Source organism: Micromonospora sp. NPDC051924 (assembly GCF_055586005.1).
This window is the reverse complement of sequence record NZ_JBVJJA010000038.1, coordinates 25,429-43,566: the sequence shown is the minus strand read 5'-3', so window position 1 is coordinate 43,566 and position 18,138 is coordinate 25,429. Positions and strand designations below refer to the sequence as shown.

Annotated in this window: 17 protein-coding genes and 5 pseudogenes; 7 read left to right on the top strand and 15 right to left on the bottom strand. The window is 68.8% G+C overall.

Annotation, left to right across the window (positions count from 1 at the left end; genetic code table 11):
* Positions 1 to 8 precede the first annotated feature (8 nt).
* Complete coding sequence (locus tag ACZ6S5_RS26075) at positions 9 to 491, bottom strand: low temperature requirement protein A (protein ID WP_466004593.1); 483 nt, start codon at positions 489 to 491, stop codon at positions 9 to 11.
* A gap of 126 nt (positions 492 to 617) precedes the next feature.
* On the opposite strand from ACZ6S5_RS26075, the gene ACZ6S5_RS26070 reads away from it, so the two are divergent.
* Positions 618 to 1,028 (top strand): zinc finger domain-containing protein, encoded by a 411-nt coding sequence (locus tag ACZ6S5_RS26070; protein WP_466004592.1) that lies wholly within the window; start codon positions 618 to 620, stop codon positions 1,026 to 1,028.
* A 278-nt stretch (positions 1,029 to 1,306) separates the two neighbouring features.
* On the opposite strand, the gene ACZ6S5_RS26065 is transcribed toward ACZ6S5_RS26070, so the two are convergent.
* Entirely contained in the window at positions 1,307 to 1,933 is a 627-nt protein-coding gene (locus tag ACZ6S5_RS26065; protein ID WP_466004539.1) for a TetR/AcrR family transcriptional regulator, read from the bottom strand.
* Between the two features lie 98 nt (positions 1,934 to 2,031).
* Here ACZ6S5_RS26065 and ACZ6S5_RS26060 point away from each other — a divergent pair, with 98 nt between their 5' ends.
* Together ACZ6S5_RS26060 and ACZ6S5_RS26055 are read left to right on the top strand one after the other, a co-directional pair.
* Entirely contained in the window at positions 2,032 to 5,238 is a 3,207-nt protein-coding gene (locus ACZ6S5_RS26060) for a bifunctional cytochrome P450/NADPH--P450 reductase (RefSeq protein WP_466004537.1), read from the top strand.
* Between the two features lie 96 nt (positions 5,239 to 5,334).
* Positions 5,335 to 6,384: a zinc-binding dehydrogenase gene (locus ACZ6S5_RS26055; RefSeq protein WP_466004535.1), complete on the top strand. Its 1,050-nt coding sequence runs from the start codon at positions 5,335 to 5,337 to the stop codon at positions 6,382 to 6,384.
* Between the two features lie 365 nt (positions 6,385 to 6,749).
* Here the strand turns inward: ACZ6S5_RS26055 and ACZ6S5_RS26050 are convergent.
* The 3 genes and pseudogenes from ACZ6S5_RS26050 to ACZ6S5_RS26040 all read right to left on the bottom strand — a co-directional run.
* Positions 6,750 to 6,988 (bottom strand): annotated as a pseudogene (locus tag ACZ6S5_RS26050) (IS481 family transposase); the annotation flags it as partial.
* Positions 6,989 to 7,024: 36 nt separating this feature from the next.
* Positions 7,025 to 7,245: pseudogene (locus ACZ6S5_RS26045) on the bottom strand (MMPL family transporter); the annotation flags it as partial.
* A gap of 146 nt (positions 7,246 to 7,391) precedes the next feature.
* Positions 7,392 to 7,940, bottom strand: coding sequence for a TetR/AcrR family transcriptional regulator (locus ACZ6S5_RS26040; RefSeq protein WP_466004533.1), 549 nt, complete (start codon positions 7,938 to 7,940; stop codon positions 7,392 to 7,394).
* Positions 7,941 to 8,146: 206 nt separating this feature from the next.
* On the opposite strand from ACZ6S5_RS26040, the gene ACZ6S5_RS26035 reads away from it, so the two are divergent.
* Complete coding sequence (locus ACZ6S5_RS26035; RefSeq protein WP_466004531.1) at positions 8,147 to 8,650, top strand: IS3 family transposase; 504 nt, start codon at positions 8,147 to 8,149, stop codon at positions 8,648 to 8,650.
* Here the strand turns inward: ACZ6S5_RS26035 and ACZ6S5_RS26030 are convergent.
* Positions 8,599 to 8,976, bottom strand: coding sequence for a MarR family winged helix-turn-helix transcriptional regulator (locus tag ACZ6S5_RS26030; protein ID WP_466004529.1), 378 nt, complete (start codon positions 8,974 to 8,976; stop codon positions 8,599 to 8,601). The genes ACZ6S5_RS26035 and ACZ6S5_RS26030 overlap by 52 nt on opposite strands.
* A gap of 84 nt (positions 8,977 to 9,060) precedes the next feature.
* Here ACZ6S5_RS26030 and ACZ6S5_RS26025 point away from each other — a divergent pair, with 84 nt between their 5' ends.
* Positions 9,061 to 9,645 (top strand): flavodoxin family protein, encoded by a 585-nt coding sequence (locus tag ACZ6S5_RS26025; RefSeq protein ID WP_466004527.1) that lies wholly within the window; start codon positions 9,061 to 9,063, stop codon positions 9,643 to 9,645.
* A 79-nt stretch (positions 9,646 to 9,724) separates the two neighbouring features.
* Here the strand turns inward: ACZ6S5_RS26025 and ACZ6S5_RS26020 are convergent.
* From ACZ6S5_RS26020 to ACZ6S5_RS25990, 7 genes and pseudogenes are all read right to left on the bottom strand, one after another.
* Positions 9,725 to 10,378 (bottom strand): annotated as a pseudogene (locus ACZ6S5_RS26020) (IS256 family transposase); the annotation flags it as partial.
* Positions 10,379 to 10,514: 136 nt separating this feature from the next.
* On the bottom strand, positions 10,515 to 11,138 hold the full coding sequence (locus tag ACZ6S5_RS26015) for an RraA family protein (RefSeq protein ID WP_466004525.1): 624 nt from the start codon (positions 11,136 to 11,138) through the stop codon (positions 10,515 to 10,517).
* A gap of 71 nt (positions 11,139 to 11,209) precedes the next feature.
* Complete coding sequence (locus tag ACZ6S5_RS26010; RefSeq protein ID WP_466004523.1) at positions 11,210 to 12,430, bottom strand: MFS transporter; 1,221 nt, start codon at positions 12,428 to 12,430, stop codon at positions 11,210 to 11,212.
* Between the two features lie 315 nt (positions 12,431 to 12,745).
* Positions 12,746 to 13,426 carry a peptidoglycan-binding domain-containing protein gene (locus ACZ6S5_RS26005; RefSeq protein WP_466004521.1) on the bottom strand — a complete coding sequence of 227 codons (681 nt, stop codon included), beginning with the start codon at positions 13,424 to 13,426 and terminating at the stop codon, positions 12,746 to 12,748.
* A complete protein-coding gene (locus ACZ6S5_RS26000; protein WP_466004519.1) occupies positions 13,426 to 14,916 on the bottom strand; it encodes a hypothetical protein in 1,491 nt (496 codons plus the stop codon). Before ACZ6S5_RS26000 ends, ACZ6S5_RS26005 begins: the two co-directional genes overlap by 1 nt.
* Before the next feature lie 220 nt (positions 14,917 to 15,136).
* A pseudogene (locus tag ACZ6S5_RS25995) lies at positions 15,137 to 15,600 on the bottom strand (site-specific integrase); the annotation flags it as partial.
* Between the two features lie 167 nt (positions 15,601 to 15,767).
* On the bottom strand, positions 15,768 to 16,343 hold the full coding sequence (locus ACZ6S5_RS25990) for a GNAT family N-acetyltransferase (RefSeq protein WP_466004517.1): 576 nt from the start codon (positions 16,341 to 16,343) through the stop codon (positions 15,768 to 15,770).
* Between ACZ6S5_RS25990 and ACZ6S5_RS25985 the strand changes: the two are divergent.
* A pseudogene (locus tag ACZ6S5_RS25985) lies at positions 16,306 to 16,524 on the top strand (leucine zipper domain-containing protein); the annotation flags it as partial. The gene ACZ6S5_RS25990 and the pseudogene ACZ6S5_RS25985 sit on opposite strands and share 38 nt — an antisense overlap.
* A 72-nt stretch (positions 16,525 to 16,596) precedes the next feature.
* On the opposite strand, the gene ACZ6S5_RS25980 reads toward ACZ6S5_RS25985, so the two are convergent.
* Together ACZ6S5_RS25980 and ACZ6S5_RS25975 are read right to left on the bottom strand one after the other, a co-directional pair.
* Positions 16,597 to 17,169: a hypothetical protein gene (locus tag ACZ6S5_RS25980; protein ID WP_466004597.1), complete on the bottom strand. Its 573-nt coding sequence runs from the start codon at positions 17,167 to 17,169 to the stop codon at positions 16,597 to 16,599.
* A 39-nt stretch (positions 17,170 to 17,208) separates the two neighbouring features.
* Positions 17,209 to 17,418, bottom strand: coding sequence for a hypothetical protein (locus tag ACZ6S5_RS25975; protein ID WP_466004515.1), 210 nt, complete (start codon positions 17,416 to 17,418; stop codon positions 17,209 to 17,211).
* Between the two features lie 41 nt (positions 17,419 to 17,459).
* Here ACZ6S5_RS25975 and ACZ6S5_RS25970 point away from each other — a divergent pair, with 41 nt between their 5' ends.
* Positions 17,460 to 18,125, top strand: a complete 666-nt coding sequence (locus ACZ6S5_RS25970) for a hypothetical protein (RefSeq protein ID WP_466004513.1) — start codon at positions 17,460 to 17,462, stop codon at positions 18,123 to 18,125.
* The last annotated feature ends 13 nt before the right edge of the window (positions 18,126 to 18,138 follow it).

The window sequence follows — 18,138 nt, the reverse complement described above, 5'->3', positions numbered from 1 at the left end:
GGCGAAGTTCAAGAACCTGTGCGTCTTCGCTGGATCACATCAGCGGAGCGCGTGGCGCCCCAGCGGGCGCGCCACGCGTCCACGATGGCGATTCCGGCCAGCACGGCGGTGGCGCCGGCGCCGGCGACCAGCGGGGAAGCATGCCACACGGCCGGGATCAGCGCGCCGAGGGCGAGGAGCCCGATCAAACGTGACCGGGAGATCCGGCCGAATACCTTCAGTTCGAAGGAGGCCCGCCCGAGCAGGAAGAGTGCCGGACCGCCGAGGATGGCCACGAGCCAGTCCGGTTCCGGCCGACCGGTGGGCTCGATGATGTCAAGCTCGAAGCCGGCTCCCGTGAGAACAACACCGGAGATCATGACCAGATGAGTCAAGGCGGCCGCCACCGACTGCCGGGTCGGATCCCGGGCGGCGGTGATGGCCAGCGGCAGGACCAGGCCGGCCCGGAAGAAGTAGACGCGCCAGAGCTGCACGATGCCGACGAAGGCCAGCGCGAACCCGCTCCGTCGGAAACTTACCCCCGTGGTTTCAGGCGCATTCAGACCGAACGCGGTGGTCAGAATTCAGGGACCCGCGCCAAGCGTCGGCGGTGCGCGGACGGCTTCAAGTGGCTATGGATGTATGTGGCCCTTGATTGCTGCCGCGAGTGGCCACTGCCTGGGAGCGGGCACTCCCCGCTGACCGGAAGCTTGCGACCGCAGTCGCGGATTGGCCGGTTTCATCCCGGCCCTCCCGGGAAGCCGCAGCATATGTCTTCTGATCCGGGCGCATCGGCAAGGCGCAACCTGGAGCGGGCGCGACAGTCGGTTCAAGAGATCCACAGGGCTGCCGTCCGGCACCGCGACCCGAGGCTGCACGAACTGGCCGACGAGATCAGCGAGATCGCCATGACCTTGGGTCACGACGCCGGCCCGGTCCAGGAGTGGCGGCCGTGCCCGATGTGCGGAGCCCAGCCAGGGTCGCACTGCCTCAATGCGCCGGGGCACAAGATGGTCGACGGGATGCACCCGGAACGGACCAGGCTCTAGCGGAAGCAGACAACGGGGCCAACCAGGACTCCCGTGGTTCGCGCCGCGGGCGCCAGCCACAAGACGACCGGCGGCGCGGCGGGTTCTTGCTGTCACGGGCCCGGACCACCTCGACCCACTGCTCGCCCTCCGCAGGCGACTTCGCGGGGCGACTCGCCGGCTGTACCCGATTAGCGCCACCGTGCATCCGTCCATGCCCGCGACCGAGGCGGATGCCACTCCGCCCGCTACCAGCATGTTTTGCCTGACATGCCAAAGTCAAAGTGAGCCGACGGTCGTCAGGAAAGGCGCGCCTCGAGGCCCGCGATGAGGGTCTGGATCGCGAACTCGAAACTGCCATCGCTGTCTGCGTCTGCGCGCGATGCAGTGGCCGATGCCGCCCGTGCCGGTGCAGGTTGCATGGCGGCGAGGCGACCGAGGGTTCCGTTGCCCTCGGCGAGAAGGAGGCCTGAGAAGAGGCTGGTGAGGACCGCTCCGACGGGGGCGAGCTCGGCGGCCGGGACGCCTGCGCTGCCGAGGATGCCGGTCAGCCCGGTCCAGAACGGGTCTTCCGGCTCGATGAAGTCCGGGCTGGCCAGGCTGTACACGATGAGGTTGGGGTGCCGATGCGCCAGCGCTCGGAAGTCTCTCGCGAACCGGTGCAGCTGTTCCTGCCAACTACCACCGTCGACCTGCGGCTGGAACTGCGCGGCGACGAGGTTCTTGACGCCGCGTAGCAGCGCGGCCTTGTTCGGCACGTGGTGGTAGAGCGACATCGGGTTCACCCCCAGCACCGCGGCCAGCTTCCGCATGCTCAGCGCGCCGATGCCGTCGGCATCGATCAGCCGGAGCGCCGCGGTGTAGATGCCCTTTTCGGTGAGACGTCCGTCTCCTCGGCCGCTTGGGGCCTGTCCGGTTGTAGCCATACACCGTATGGTAGCAGTAGCCATACAGCGTATGGCTGACATCCGGCACCCGGATCCATCGGCCGGTCATCGCCGGCAACCTCAGGAAAGGAGTCCACGTGTCGAGCAACCTCACGACCGTCCCCGCCCCCCGCGGGGTTCCGATCGTCGGCAACGCGCTGCAGATCCCGTCCGACGGGCCGGCGGCGTTCTTCGAGGAGATGGCCGGTCAGTTCCCCGAGGGCATCTACCGGCTCGCGCTGCCCGGCCGCGAGATCGTCCTGGTGTCGGACCCGGACCTGGTGGCGGAGCTGTGCGACGAGTCGCGCTTCTACAAGCCGATCGAAAAGCCGCACAGCGACGTGCGGGCGATCGCCGGGGACGGTCTGTTCACCGCGAGGCGGGACGAGCCCAACTGGGGCAAGGCGCACCGGATCCTCATGCCGGCGTTCAGCCAACGGTCGATGAAGGCGTATTTCCCCGAGATGCTCGAGGTTGCCGAGGCGCTGGTCGGCAAGTGGCGGCGCAACGAGGGCAAGGACCTCGACGTGGTCGCCGACATGACCCGGCTGACCCTCGACACGATCGGGCTGACCGGCTTCGACTACCGCTTCGATTCCTTCACCAGCGAAGACGTGCACCCGTTCCTCCAGGCCCTGGCCGACTCTCTGAACGAGGCCATGGGCCGGCTGAAGCAGCCGCCCTTCGTCACGGCACTGCGGCGCCGGCAGATTCGGACCTTCGAGGAGAACGTGCGCGTCATGCAGTCGCTCGTCGAGGAGGTCATCCGCGAGCGCCGCGCCGGTGGGGGCGATGACCGCCGCGACCTGCTCAGCCTCATGCTCAACGCGGTCGACCCCGAGACCGGCGAGCCGCTGTCCGACGAGAACATCCGCAACAACGTGGTGACGTTCCTCATCGCCGGGCACGAGACGACCAGCGGTCTGCTCTCATACGCCCTGTACCAGCTGCTGCGCAACCCGCACGTGTTGGCCCAGGCGTACGCGGAGGTCGACCGGCTGCTGCCCGGTGACACGGTGCCGACCTACGAGACGATCATGAAGCTGAACGTGATCCCGCGGGTCCTGGACGAGACCCTGCGCCTGTGGGGGCCCATCCCCGCGATCGCCCTGGCGCCGTACGAGGACACGGTGATCGGCGGCCGGTACGCACTGCCGAAGGGCCAGCAGGTCATGGTCGTCATTCCGGCGCTGCACAAGCACCCCAAGGCGTGGGACCGGCCGACCGAGTTCGACATCGACCGGTGGCTGCCGGAGAACATCTCCCAGCACCACCCGCACGCCTACAAGCCGTTCGGCAACGGCGAGCGGGCCTGCATCGGCCGGCAGTTCGCCCTCACCGAGGCCCGGCTCGCCCTTGCCCTGGTCCTGCAGAACTTCGCGATCACTGATCCGAACGACTACCAGATCAAGGTCAAGGAGACGCTCACCCGCAAGCCGGACAATTTCCTTCTGCGGGTACGCTCCCGCCAGCCGTACGAGCGATTCGACACCGAGCTGCGGGCGGTGCCGCAGCCGCACACGGCGGCGGTCGCGGTGAACGCCGTCGGCGTCACGCTGCGCGTCGCGTACGGCTCGAACCTGGGCTCGTCTGAGGATCTCGCGCGCCAGGTGGCCGGCCGGGCCGAGCAGTCGGGCTTCGACACCACCGTGCTCACGCTGGACGAACTGGCCGACAACCCGCCCAGCGACGGGATCCTCGTGGTGGCCACGCCGAGCTACAACGGCAAGGCCCCCGACAACGCTCAGCGCTTCGACGCCCTCGCCGCCGCCGGCGGACTGACCGCAGGATCGATGTCGCAGGTGCGGTTCGCGGTGCTCGGCAACGGCAACACGCACTGGGCCACCTACCAGGCATTCCCCAAGCGGGTGGAGGCGGCGCTGCTGGCGGCCGGTGCCACGCCGATCGTGCCCCGCGGTGAGGTCGACGCGAACGGCGACTTCGACGGCATGGCGACCACGTGGATGAACGCACTGTGGACGGCGCTGGCCGAGCAGTACGGCGCGGACACCAGCGCCACCATCGGCCCTCGGTTGTCGCTGGAGGTCCTCACCGAGGCGCAGGTGCGCCCGGCAGTGGTCTCCGAGAAGGCCTACCCGATCACCGTCAAGGCCAGCGAGGAACTGGTCGGCGACCCGACCGGGCTGTGGGACTTCAGCGTGGAGGCGCCCCGCCCGCAGGCGTTGTCGATCACCGTCGAGCTGCCCGACGGGGTCGGCTACGAGACCGGCAATCACCTGGCCGTCTTCGGCAAGAACGACCCCGAGCTGGTGGCGCGGGCGCTGCGGCTGCTGCGGGTACCCCGCGACCAGGTGGTCCGGCTGCGTCGCGAGGACGCCAGCACCGGCAACCACCTGCCGATCGATGCGCCCGTGACCGCGGAGCTGTTGCTGACGGAGTTCGTCGAGCTGGAGGAGGTGGCCACCCGCACGCACCTGCGGGCGCTGGCCGGGCACACCCAGTGCCCGTGGACCGCCGGCCAGCTGCAGGGATACCTCGACGACACCGACGAGGCGAGCCAGCGCTACCAGGACGAGATCCTCGCCAAGCGGGTCTCGGTCCTGACCCTGCTGGAGCGATTCCCTGCCGTCGAGTTGCCGCTGGCCGTCTTCCTGGAGCTGGCCGGGCCGATCCGGCCCCGGTTCTACTCCATCTCCTCGGCCGCCATCGTCGCGCCGAACCGGCCGCGACTGACCGTCGGCCTGGTGGAGGGTCCGGCACTGTCCGGCGACGGGGAGTACCGCGGGCTGGCCTCCCAGTATCTGGCCCGGCTGCGACCCGGTGACGTGTTCTTCGGGTACGTCCGCGTTCCGTCCCCGCCGTTCCACCCGCCGGCCGACCCGGCCACGCCGATGATTCTCGTCGGTCCCGGCACCGGGTTCGCCCCGCTGCGCGGCTTCCTCGAGGAGCGCGCCGCCCAGCAGGCCAGCGGTGTCCAGGTCGGCCTGTCGAAGGTGTTCTACGGCTGCCGGCACCCGGGACACGACTGGTTCTACCGCGACGAGATGCAGGCCTGGCAGCAGGCCGGCGTCGCCGAGGTGCACCTGGCGTTCTCCACCGTGCCCGACCACCCGCACAAGTACGTCCAGGACGCCATCATCGCCGACGGCAACGCCATCTGGGACGCGATCGAGAACGGTGCCCATATCTACGTCTGCGGCGACGGCCGGCGGATGGCCCCGTCGGTACGGCAGGCACTTGCCGGCATCTACCGCAGCCACACGGGTGGCAGTGCCGACGACGCCGAGAAGTGGCTCGACCAGCTCGAGGCCGACGGGCGCTACCAGCAGGACGTCTTCGCCTGATCGCCCTTCGGCAGCACGGCGCGTGAGCGCCACATCCGACACCCAAGCCCCGCGCGGTGGGGGTCAGCGCACGCACCGCGAGACAAGGAGAATGTCATGTCCACCATGCTTGCCGGCCGACTCGACTACAAGACGGGCGAGTTCGCGATGGAGGAGGTACCCGTCCCGCAGCCGGGATCGGGCCAGGTGAGGATCAAGGTCGCCGCGGCCGGCATCTGCCTGTCCGACGTCCATCTCATCGACGGGAGCCTGCGGCTGGAAACTGGCGTCGACAAGGTGACGCTGGGGCACGAGGTCGCCGGTGTCATCGACGCTGTCGGGGCGCAGGTGCCCGCCGAATGGCAGGTCGGGCGGCGCGTGCTGCTGCAGGCCGGCCAGCCCTGCGGCGCCTGCCCGCCCTGCCTCCTGGGGCGGGTGGGCCAGTGCCAGCACCCGCTGACCCGTGGGGTCGACTACGACGGCGGCTGGGCCGAGTACGCAATCGCCGACCACTTCACCCTCGTCGGCGTGCCCGACGATCTTCCCCTGGAGCAGGCCGCGATTATCCCCGATGCGGTCTCCACCCCCTGGGGTGCGATCGTCGGCACCGGTGAGGTGCGCCCCACCCAGGCCGTCGCCGTGTGGGGGTTGGGCGGTCTGGGCGCCCATGCCGTCCAGCTGCTGCGTCTCGTCGGGGCTGCCCCCATCGTCGCCGTGGATCCGATCCCGGAGGCCCGGGTCCGGGCTCTCGCCCTGGGTGCCGACCACGTTCTCGACCCCGGCGCCGACGACTTCGCCGAGCAGGTCCGCCGGATCACCAGCGGGCGCGGCCTCGACGTCGCCTTCGACCTGGCAGGCGCCCCGCCGGTCTGGACCCAGGCCCAGACCGTTCTCGCCAACGAGGGCCGGCTGGTCCTGGTCGGATTGGCACCCCAACCGCTGACCATCCACCAGACGACCCTCTTCAGCTATCTGAAGCAGCAGGTCCGCGGCCACTACGGAAGCGCACCGGAGCACGTCGAGCAGCTCGTCTCCCTGGTGGGCCACCACCGCCTCGACCTCTCCGGGTCGATCAGCGATGTGCTCCCGCTGTCCGAGGCGCCCCGGGGCGTCGAACGGCTGGTGAAGAAGGAGGGCAGCCCGATCCGTCTGATCCTCAAGCCGTGACCACTGCCGCGGGTCGTGAGGCTCTCGCCTCCCGCCCCGCACCCTGGCGTGCCGGCAGGGCGGGTGGCCCTTCCGGCGCGTCGGCCGGCGCGCACTCGTCGACGGACCGGAAGACATGAATGGCATTGCCGCGGCGGGCAGGTCCAGCTACACCTACCTGGACGGCAGCATGCATGCCTACCTTCTCCTTCTCCACCAGGTATGCACTCTCAACGAGCCGCTACCACTGCACCGGCTCAGCGAGGAAGGCACCTTGCCGCCACCGGCGAGCAGGGGGAGGGCCCGGCCTCACGACCCTCCATCATCTGACGCTCTCAGCTCGCGAAGCCGCTCGACGCTAGGGCGTCGACTGCTGCCCAGCCGTCGATGTGCCAGCCTCCGCCGTCGCGTAGGTGTCCGAGTTTCTTGACGTCGACGTGGATCAGCTCGCCAGGCCGTTCGCGTTCGTAGCGGCGGACCGGCTCGCCGGCGGCCGGTCGAGCCAGGCCAGGCGGTGCAGGCCGTGCCGGGTCAACACGGCGTGCACTGTCGAGGCGGACATCCGGAGCATCGGTCCGAGCCGGCGAGTCCCGAGTTTGCGTTCCTGGCGCAGCTGGCAGACCCGCGCCTTCAACGCTGCTCCGCCGAGCAACTTCCGTCAGTAACGCGAGGTGATGAAGAGCGAGTCGTCGATGCCCACCACCAGGGCGAGGATCGAGCAGTGGTGGTTAGCTCGACGACGCCGGTGAGCGCGAACAGGTTGACCGTACCGCCGCCGATCATCAGCATGGTCATCCCGGCCACCACCAGCGATTCGAAGGTGACCACGAGGACCATCGCGGCGACCGCCGCACCGATTGCCTCAGCTGAAGCGCCGTCGGGCCGTTCAGCGTCCCGGCGGCCAGACCGAGGCCGACGATTGCGACGAGCCGGAGCGCGACGACGAGCCGCCGCCACCGCATCGAGGCCCGGCCGAGCCGGTAGAGCAGGGCGGCCACAAACTCGTGTCCTCCGACGTGGCGGGATGGTCAGTCGGCGGGCTCGAGCGCCCGGCGTAGCAGCGCCAACAGCGTCTCGCGTAGTTCGTCGTCGGGTACGTCGTCGAAGTCGCCGGCCGTCTCGGCGATCCCGGCGAGCATCACCCGCGCGGCAATCCGGGCGGTCGGGCGTTCGGGATGCCCGGCTACTGCGTCGACGAGTCGGTCGGTGAACCGTTCGAGGTGTGCGAACTCGGGGCTCTCGAGCAACACCCGAAACTCGCCCCGCAGCAGGGCCATCTCCCGCCGGAACTGGACCGCGAGGTCGACGAAGCCCCCCACGGCAACCCGCTGCGCGCTGGCTGGACCGGCCGTGGCGGCGATGCTGTCCTCGAACGCCCGGATTACCGCGAGCGCCGGGGCCATCAGCTCAAACAGGAGGGATTCCTTGTTGGGGAAGTGGTAGAGCACCGCCGCCTTAGAGCAGCCCACGTCGCGGGCGATGTCCTGTAACGAGGTGCCCTTGTAGCCCGCGAATGCGAAACGCCGCGCCGCAGCCGCGAGGATCTCGTCGTGCATCTCCGGCGCCACCCGTGCCATGCCGTTCCACCTCCGGACCCAGCATGCCTGACCGATCGGTTAAGGGCTGACCGATCGGTCAGAATGGTTTGGTGGTATCGGTCACCCGCCAGGCCAGTCCTACAGGAACGCCGTGATCGCCTCCCGCGCGTCGTGTCGGGGCGACCAGCCCAGCTTGGTCCGGGCCTGGCCGATATCCATGATCTCGACCCGACCCGGCGACGCTCATGGACGAGCTGCGTGACCGCTTCGGGGTCGAGCCCGTCATCCGGGTCCTGAGGATCGCCCCGTCGACCTACTACGGCTGGCTGGCCCGCGAGGCCGCGCCCGGGCCGCGGGAGGTCGAGGACCGGCGGCTGCTGTCGGAGATCGTCGACATCCACGACCGGTCCGGGCAGACGTATGGCAGCCCGCGTGTGCACGCGACGCTGCGGCGGCGTGGCATCCGTGTCGGACGCAAGCGGGTCGAGCGGTTGATGCGCGAACACGACATGCAGGGCGCGTTTCCTGCACAAGGGCTGGCGGGGCGGCTCCACGAAGCAGAACCCGAGGCCGATCCGGCGCCGGACCCGGTCAACCGGAACTTCACCACCGACGCCCCGAAACGGCTGTGGGTGGCGGATGCGACCCGACGGGCAAGTAGCGGAGTCCCGCACCTGCCACCTTGCCGGAGTGGGGCTCACAGCACTTCGCGCAGCACCTCGTCGTACGTGGCCGCGGCCGCCGCCTGAACATCGCGCCCAGCCGGGGTGATCTGCGTGTAGACGCCCCGCCGGTCCGTGTCGCACAGGTAGCGCTCCAGCAGGCCGGCGCTCTCCAGCCGGGCGACCAGCCGGCTGGTGGTGCTCTGCGGCAGGCCGACGAGTTCGGCGGCCCGTTGCATCCGCAGGCAGCCGCTGTCGCTGCGAGCCACGCCGGCGAGGATCTCGTACTCGGGCGGGGTCAGCTCGTGACCGGCGCGCAACGCCTGCTCCAGCCGCTGGCTCACGGCCGCGTGGAGGCGATTCAGCTCCTGCCAACGGGCGGCCCGCGCCACGGCCCCTGTCGTCTGGGTCATGGTGCCTCCCTTCTTGACCAGACTACATCCACTCGGATACTTTCACACGGATACATCTACCCGGATAGACATGGGGATGCGGTCATGCGGTTTCTCTTCCTCCTGGGCAGTTCGCGACGCGGCGGCAACACCGAACTTTTGGCCCGGCGCGCGGCTGACGCGCTACCGGCCGGCGTTGAGCAGCGTTGGCTCCGTCTGGACGAGCACCCGCTCGCCCCGTTCGCCGACATCCGGCACGCCGGCGGCGACGGCCGCTACCCCCAGCCCACCGGCAACGAGGCGCTGCTGCTTGCCGAGACGCTCGCCGCCACCGACCTGGTCATCGCCTCCCCGCTGTACTGGTACAACGTCAGCGCCGCCACGAAGCTCTACCTCGACCACTGGGCTGGCTGGCTCCGGATCCCCCGCACCGATTTCCGGGAACACATGCGTGGCCGGACGATGTGGGCGGTCAGCGCGATCAGCGAAGAGGACCCGGCGAAGGCGGACCCGCTGGTGGCGGGCCTGCGCCTGAGCGCCGAGTACCTCGGCATGCGGTGGGGCGGCGCGCTGCTCGGCTACGCCAACCGCCCAGGCGATGTCCTGCGCGACGTCACCGCCCTCCGCGCCGCCGACACCTTCTTCGACCAGTCGGCGCTCGGAGAGGTCACGTCCCGTGGCGTGGTGTAGATCCCCTGCGTGAGGCTCTGTGCGCTGTTCAGTTTTCCGGTTCGTTGTCGTGCTGACAACGGATCTGGTCAGGCAGCGAGCGGCAGCGTTGCCACGCCGCGCAGCACCGCGGCGATGGCCTGTTTGAGACCGGTGTGGGCGTCGGAGATGACCAGCTGCACCCCGGCCAGCCCGCGGGCCTTGAGTGAGCGCAGGAACGCGGTCCAGAAGGCGCCGTCTTCGCTGTCGCCGACGGCGAAGCCCAGGACCTCCCGCCAGCCGTCGACCCGAACCCCGGTGGCGACCACGATGGCCTGGGGGACCACCCGCCGGTTCACTCGGGCCTTGCAGTAGGTCGCGTCGAGGAAGACGTAGGGGAATGCGGCCGAGGCGAGGGACCGGTCCCGGAAGGCGCCCACTTCCTCGTCCAGGTCGGCGCAGATCCGCGACACCTCCGACTTGGAGATCCCGCTATCCGCACCGAGGGCTTTGACCAGGTCGTCGACCTTGCGGGTGGACACGCCGTGCAGGTCGGCCACCGGCGGTCGTGGTCAGGGTCCGCGGCCGGGTGGCCGTTGCGCTGCGCCACCCGCGTCTCGCTGCGCTGGTGCGGGGCGGCGCCGATCACCGCGGTCAACTCAGCCTCGATCAACGCCTGGTAGATCGTCTCCGCCGCCTGCCGGACACGATCATTCACATCCGCTGCGTTGAGTGCATCCAGCACCTCCAACAAGGCAGATGGGTCCAGGGCCATCGCGTACTCCGTCCTCTGCGTGTTCTTGGTCGTTCACACAGAGACTCACGCGATGACCCACCTCTATCCCGGCGGCACGCCGAAGCAGGTCAGCTTCTACGCCAACCGGCGGGACGCAACCGAGAGCCCCCGTCGATCAGTGTTCGAAGCCCTTCTCGCGAAGGATCTTGTTGATGCGGGCGCGATGCGCCTTTTCCCATGCATCGAGGGATTCGTCGGCCTCCTCGGCCAGCTTTGCCTTGGCATCAAGGAGCACCTGCTCCTGACGAGCGCTGGGAGTGACCACAATGCCCTCTTCATCGGCCACCACAATGTCGCCGGGACTCACATTCACACCGCCGCACCGCACCTGGCCATTGAGCGGATCAATGGCTGTCTTGGTCCCTGGGATAGGGACGACTTCCCTGGCAAAGACGGGAAAGCCCATCTCGCGCACCTCGACCAGGTCACGAATCACCCCGTCCACCACGAATGCAGCGATCCCTCGACGTTGAGCGACGGCACACACGTTTCCTCCGGCAACCGCATAGTCCACGTCACCCGCTTCGACGACGATGATCGAGCCAGGTTCCGCGCGATAGATCGCCGCGTGCAGCATGAGGTTGTCACCCGGAGGGCACCGCACGGTGAACGCCCGGCCAGCAACTCGCCGGATCGACGGCCAGAGAGGGCGAATGCCGATATTCATGACCTGCTCGCGTCCGAGAATGTCGGCGAGGGTGGTCGGGGAGATGTTCCTGAATCCGGTGACGTCGTTCATGGTCTTCCTCCATTCGCGCGTGCCCTACAGAAAGAACGGGCCCTGCCGCAGCTGCTTCGATTCGCTTTCCATCAAAGACGGACCCCAGCGGGTACGGCGACGGCCCGGGTGCGGATGCCCCAGCCGACGAGCCTCGGGTAAGCCAGCCCGGCGACCACGAAGATCGCGCCGACCGCCAGCCACCCCGGCCCGCCTCCGCCGATGACGAGCGCGGTCAGCAGCGGTGGGGTCACCATGTTGCCGATCTGGCGGCCCGTGAGATAGGCGCCCTGGTACTGCCCCTGCGCCCAATCCGGCGCGAGACCGAAGATGACCGCCCAGGTGCCGGTCGACAGGAACAGCTCGCCGAGGACGTGCACGGCCGCCGCAACCAGCACCACTAAGCAGCTGAGCCAGACCGGCAGGTCGGCGGTCAGACCGAACAGGACACACGAACCGGCGACGACAAGTGCTCCTCGCCGGCCGACCCGGGCCCCGCTCGCAGGCCCGTCGGCGCCTCTGGCAGCGCGCACCTGGAAGAGCACGCAACCCGTCGTGTTGATCAGCAGGGTCGCCGAAACCAGCCACAGCGGCGCGTGGGCGCGCAGCGCGAGCCAGAGCGGCAAGGCGAAGCTGAGCATCTCGTTGTAGAGGCTCGCGACCAGTCCGTCCACCAGGGCGAAGCTGAGGAACGGCCGGTCGCGCAGGGCGATCAGGCGCGGCTGATCGCCCGGGCGTGCAGGGATCGGCGCCGCCGGACGGACTCGGATCAAGACCGCCGCGGCCAACAGGAAGGTGGCCGTGTTGCCCAGCAACATCGCCATGTACGCGGCGCGGGTGTCCAGCAGCAAGGGCAGGCTGCCGGCCAGCGCGCCCAGCCCGATACCCGCGTTGTTGGCCGAGCGCAGGTATGCCCGCAGCGGCAACCGCTGCTCGGGCGGGACGGCGATGGCCACCATCGCGCCATTGGCGCTCTTCGCGCATGCCTCGCCCACCGCGATGACGCTGGCCAGCAGGATGAACGACACGACGCCGCGGACGGCGATCAGCCCGGCGTAGGCGACCGCGAGTAGCAGCAGCGTTCCGAGCATCACGCGCTTGGCGCCGTAGCGGTCGGCGACGTACCCCATCGGGGTGCTGAAGGCCATGCCAACCCCGGCGGCGACTGCCAAGCCCAGCGCCACCTGCGCTGGGCTGAGCCCAACAGATCTAGTGAGGAACAGGGCGCTGGTCGTGAGATAGGCGCCGTTGCCGAAGGTGTTCACGAAGTGCGCGAAGATCAGGATCCGGGCGTTGCCAGGGGGCGGGAGCACTCGGTCAGCGTAGCAATACGTACGTACGGTTTGTAAAGGCCGGCGGCAGGCCTGATCTTGGGGATGGTGTGCGCGACGCGCGTGGACGTGTGGCGAACCGTCCTGGGGGTCAAAGGGGTCGTCGGTTCGAATCCGGCCGTCCCGACGCAGCTCATGGGCCATTCGGGATCTTCCGGATGGCCCATTTCGGCCTTGTACAGCGGAGTACAGCAACCCGCGGCAGTTCAGCGCTTCCGGGTGGCGACGGTGCGGCAGAACACTTGCCTGCCGATTGCCTGATCCATCCGCGCGTTTGGTGCACCAGAGCTGTCTTGGTTACACCTTGATGCCCATGTGCCGAAACGTGGTGGCGTCGCAGACACCGGTGGCCTTGATGCCACGCATGTGCTGGTACCAGCGAACGCCGGCCTCCGTGCGTGGGCCGTAGAATCCGTCCGCCACGCCGCACTGCTTGGCGCCGATGAACCGCTGCACGAACAGAACGTCGTAGCCGTGCATCGGCGGCCGGGTCGGTCGCAGCGACCGGGAACCGGGCTTGCCCGGCTGTGCAGGCGCCGGCCTGCGCGCCGGAGCCCGCGAAGCCGGTTGTGGAGCCCTCGCGGCGGGGGCCGGTGCCGCGGCTACACCCCAGGCGCTGCGGTTGTTCTCAAATGCGCTGCCGTAGCGGCCGGAGATGTGCACGTGCCCGGTGTGCGGATCCGATCCCGTGTACCTGCGAGGCTGAAAGCCGCGGGTCCGGCTCCAGATGGTTCGATTGAAGATCACATACTGCGTGGTGGGGTGGCGGATCGCCACACGGACCAGAGCGCGCGGGTCGATGCCGTTGACGTCGACGTCAATGGCGTGTACGACGTTCCGCGAGTCCGGGTTGTGGTCGGACTTGCGGCGCTGATGGCTGACGTCACCGATCCAGCCGTCGAAGCGCTTCTGGTGATGCGGCCATCGTCGGTAGATCTCTTGACGCAGCGTTGCGAGGTTCCCGGCGAGCACCGCCATCACGCACCCCCTTGCTTCTCATCGCCGAGGTCGTACTCCACCGCCTCACCGGCAAGTTCCTCGGCATCCTCGTCCTCGTCCTGGTGGGTCACGTCCTCGTCGTCAACCACGCCGTCCTCAGACCGATCCTCGGTGACCTCCACCTGATCAGGGCTCTCTTGCTCCGCCTCCTCCGTCACGGCTATCTGCTGCTGCTCCTCGGGCACCGGTTCGGCCGGATCATCTGGTCCGGCCGGGCCCGCAGGTCCGGCCGGGCCAAGGGGCTCGACCGTGGCCGGGACGGCCTCGGGCCGTTCCTGAGCGCCGTCAACGGTGGCGGGTGGCACGTCTGTGACCGGTAGTTCGCCTCTGGTCGGCGGCGTTGGCTGCTTGGCCTCGGGGTCGGTGCTGGGCACGCTGTTGAGCAGTGACTGTGCCCGGTCGTCGATGAAGCGGGTAGCCAGCTGCTGGGCGTAGCCGAAGACGAGCGCGTAGGCCAGGATTTGCCGCTGGGAGTCCAGCTCGGACAGCCCGGGTACGAAGTTTCCGCCAAGCAGAAGCATTCCGGCGACCGCGGTGAGGGATCCGGTGGGCACCTTGAGCCAGGTCAAGGCGAGGGGCACTCCGTACGGGGTGGACGAGCCGCGGAGCTTGCGAATGGCGAACGCGGCAGCCAGCGCACCGCCGAGCAGCCCCAGGCCGGCGACGATGATCACGTCGCCCGGCTCGGGGTGTTGCGGCTGGTCGGCGTCGGGCACCCCCAGCGGCGGGTCTTCCCCGCTGGGGCACACGGTGCGGGTGGCGGGGCCGTTGGGCGCCGCCTGGGGGGCGGTGATGCTGGGTTTGAAGCACATCGGCATCGCGTCGGGGTTCTTGGCCACCACGACCACCAACGCCGTCATGAACAGCGCGATGAAGGCGGTGGCGAACAGCAGCACGTTACGGAATCCACGCACCCGCGCGTGCAACTGGTCGGACGCGTCATATGCGATCTCCATCGCCTGCTTGAGCTGGGCCCGCTTCCTGGCCTCGATGTGTCGAGCAACATCTGCGCGCACCCGGCCCTGCATCCGGTCGACCCGCTGGTCCACGCGCGGGTCGGGCCGGATCAACGCCTCGAACGTCAGCCGCCGAACATCCTCCGGCGGCAAGCACGTCTCCAACTTGGCCAGCACGCCGGGAGTGAGGGCATCCAGGTCTTCGGGCGCAACCAGGTCGACGAGAGCGATCTTCGCCGCGTGCAGGCTCTGGTAGGCGTGCTCGACGGCACCGCCCCGCCACCGGTCGAGCAGGCTCCTGCGCCGCCGTCGGCCTTGCGCTTGGGTGGCCGTGTCGACCGCGGCGAGCAGTTTCTCCACCGCGTCCGCCGCTGCCTGCCGTCGGGGGTCGGGCGGCTCGGCCGCGAGCGCTACCTGCATCTGCGCGCGGACGGCCTTGGCCTGCACCGCCGCCTGCGCGGCCCACGGCTCGGACCACAGACGGGGAAGAGGTTCATCGAGGGTCTCGGCCATAGCCCACCGTCCCGATACTCACACCCCGTCGTCCAGAAAGACGGCGATGGTGTACTGACCGCCACGATAGGCCCGCTGCCAGCCGGCAATCAGACCAGAAGCCGCCCGCCATCCTGTCGGGAACGCGTCACACTGTCAGCCATTCCTGTCGGACAATCGGCGTCCACGGGAATGCCATCGCTGCTCCCGTCGTCCTGAGCATGGCCAGCCGTGCGCAACCGAGAGCCGCGACGTTCTTGACGACCAGATCCGCCACAACGGCTTGAGCAAGCGCCGAGCGGAGAACGGCGCGGATTCCCTTGACCGTCCGGACCGAGGGACGGTCCTGGCAGCACCGGCCACTCGCACAGCATTTTCGGTTCTTGGGCGGCCGGCGTTCGTCCTTTGCCTGGGCGCAGCACTGGCATGTCTTCGCGACCTTGTTGAGCCAGGTCTGCACCTCGCGTACGGACTGTCTGCCGTCGGGTCGGTTGGCACCGAGGCCCGGAACGATGTAGAGGCGACTCAGGGTTTCGTAGGTGGCATAGGTCAGCGGGGCGAGGTTCGGCTCCACGATCTCGGCGAGCCAGTACGCCATGTAGCTCGCCACCGTGGAACGTTCGTGGCAACCGGGCCGGCCCTGGCTTGCTGGTGCAGTCTCACCCACTTGTCGTGGACCTCATCCCGGGTCTTCCCGTGGACGTACTACGGCAGTCTGACCACACCGCGCCCCAGGACGTCTGGCTTCGTCCACGAGAACGGACAGCGCTGCGACAGCGTTTCGGGAGGCGTTCGGCCGTGTCTGCCTGATGAGATGTTCATGAGTTTCAACAGCGCTGGGCTCCGTCCTAGCAGTGCTGTCGAGCACGAGCTCAAGCAGACGGCGTGACCGGGGACCGCATGCCGAGCCACTGCTCGGCGCCCCAGGCCCGGAACCGCTCTACCTCGGTGAACCCCAGCTTTGCCGCGAGGCGCATCGAGCCGACGTTGGCGGTTTGGGTGCTGAGGACCACCGGCTCGCCGGGAAGGACGCCGTCGAACCAGTCGAGTGCCGCCGCGCACGCCTCGGCGGCGTACCCGAATCCCCACGCCCGCGGCAGGAACAGGTAACCGAGATCGGCCTTCCCCGCGGCAGCCGGGCGACGGTGCCCCGTCGCTCTCCTGAGCAGGATCTGGCCGATCATCGCCCCGTCGAGATCAACGACGAAACTCCCGGGCCACCGCTCGGGCGCCCCGGGCATCTCGCGCTCAAGCTCGTCACGCGGCCGGGGGCCGCCGAGGTAGGTGTGCACCTCTGGCGACGCCAGCAGCTCGATGAACGCCGAACGGTCCCGGGGCTCGGACTCGCGGAGCACGAGCCTTTCGGTCCGGATCGGCTCAGGCGGCCAGGCGACGGGTCCGAGCTCAGTCATGTCGGCCAGCGAATCAGCAGACTCGGCAGCGATCAAGACTCGCGGACCGATCAACCCACCGGCCCGGGCCCACCCTTACCTACGGGGCCGGGCCCTGAATACCGCGAAGCGGTGGGCCGACCGGTACCGGGCGGAAGGGGTCGCTGGCATGGCTGACCGGTCCAGCCGTCCGCACTGGGCCCCGAACCGGACCCGCCCTGCGGTGGAGCGCAAGGTGCACCTGCTGCGCTGCTGCAGAGCAGACGGGTTGCCCGCGAGGACGGCTAGTTGTCTTGCGTGCTGGGCGAGGTCATGGGCCCAGTCCGGGTCGAGGTTGCCGACGGTGATGCGGTGGAACGCTTGTCGTGCGGTGTCGGGGTCGCCGGCCAGCGCTGCTGCGGCTCCGATGTTGTAGGCGTGCCAGCAGGGGCGACTCGCCGCGCCTGGTCGTGCGAGAGGCCAGCTGGCGCGCGGTGGCGGTGGGGTCAGGGAACTGGCTGCGCAGCTGCTCGACACGCTGTGCGGCAACACCGGCGACCATGGTGATGTCGCGGGTGAACTGTTCAGCGTTGACGACGTCGAGAAAGTTTGTCCAGCCGGTCTCGCCGATCGGCGGCTGTGTGACGAAGGCGGCGTCGTTGCGCCAGTAGATGCCGTCGCCGTCGTCGAATGACCAGTGGTCGCGTCCGTGCCACAGCCACATCGCGCCGACGTTGAGGTAGGTGCCGTTCGAGCGGGAAGGTTGGAACTCAACGACGATGAGGCACCAGCCTCGATCGTCGAACCAGACGCGTGATGTGCCTCGCCGATGCAGTCCAAGCGGCTGTAGATGCTGCCGTGCTGCCGCTGCGACCAGCCGAGTCGTTGCGGCTCTGTCTGGCATTCGAGGAGTATGGCATCGGTCGCCGAGACGGTAGAGGGGTCATTGTCCGCCTCGCTCGCCGATCGTCGTCTGCCGTGGTGGTTCCGGTGCGCGGGCCTTGAACCGGGCGGTGGCCCTGGTCGTGGATCGAGCGACTTCGGTGATCAGTTGATCGGCGTCGTGAATGCGGAAGGTGGCGTCGGTTCGGTGCCAGGGGTTGGGCAGGCTGCGCAGCAGGATGCCGTCGGCGGTGTTCTGCGCGTGTCTCACCTGACGCTGCTGCCGCCCGCCGGTGGCCGTAGGGTCCGAACATGGAGCCGTCCCGGGTGCAGGTAGGAGCCGTTTGTCACTGGTCGCACGATGACCGCCCGTTGCGCGTCCTGGCCCGCACCAGCGATGTGGCCATGTACGACACGTGGTGGCCGCACCTCGGCGATTGGGGACTGGCCAACCTCGGCGAGGTCAAGAAGCGTCGCGTCAGCTATTACGTTGCCACCGTTTCCGCCTTGGCGGAGAAGGCCACGTATGTCCGCTCGGAGCCGTTGACCGGGGCCGAACGAGCGCTGCACCGGCCGGACCTTCCGTTCACTGTTGCGCAATGCCACGTGCTGTCCTGGCCGGCGGAAGCACTGGAGTCATCCGAGGCGTCAGCGCGAGACTGGCGGTCTGCCGACTGTCCAACGACCGAGACGCTCGAGGCGTCAGAGGTGTACCTGCTCCCGTTCGGCCCGAAGGGCGGCGAACGGGCCGGCGTTCGGGTCAGAGCTGAGAACCGCACCTCGTTCAGCTTCGACGAGCTGGTCTGGAAGGCCTTGGTCATCCAGGCGCCGTTCATACGCGCTGGCGCGTCCGTCCGCGGTGTGGGCATCTACCGATCCGGCTTGAACCGAGGCGTCCCCGCCTACTACCTGTGGGGATCACGGAGTCGCCTGCATGACCGGGTCGCCTTCCGCGCCCACCGCTCAGACACGGAGTGAAACCCGTTCCGCC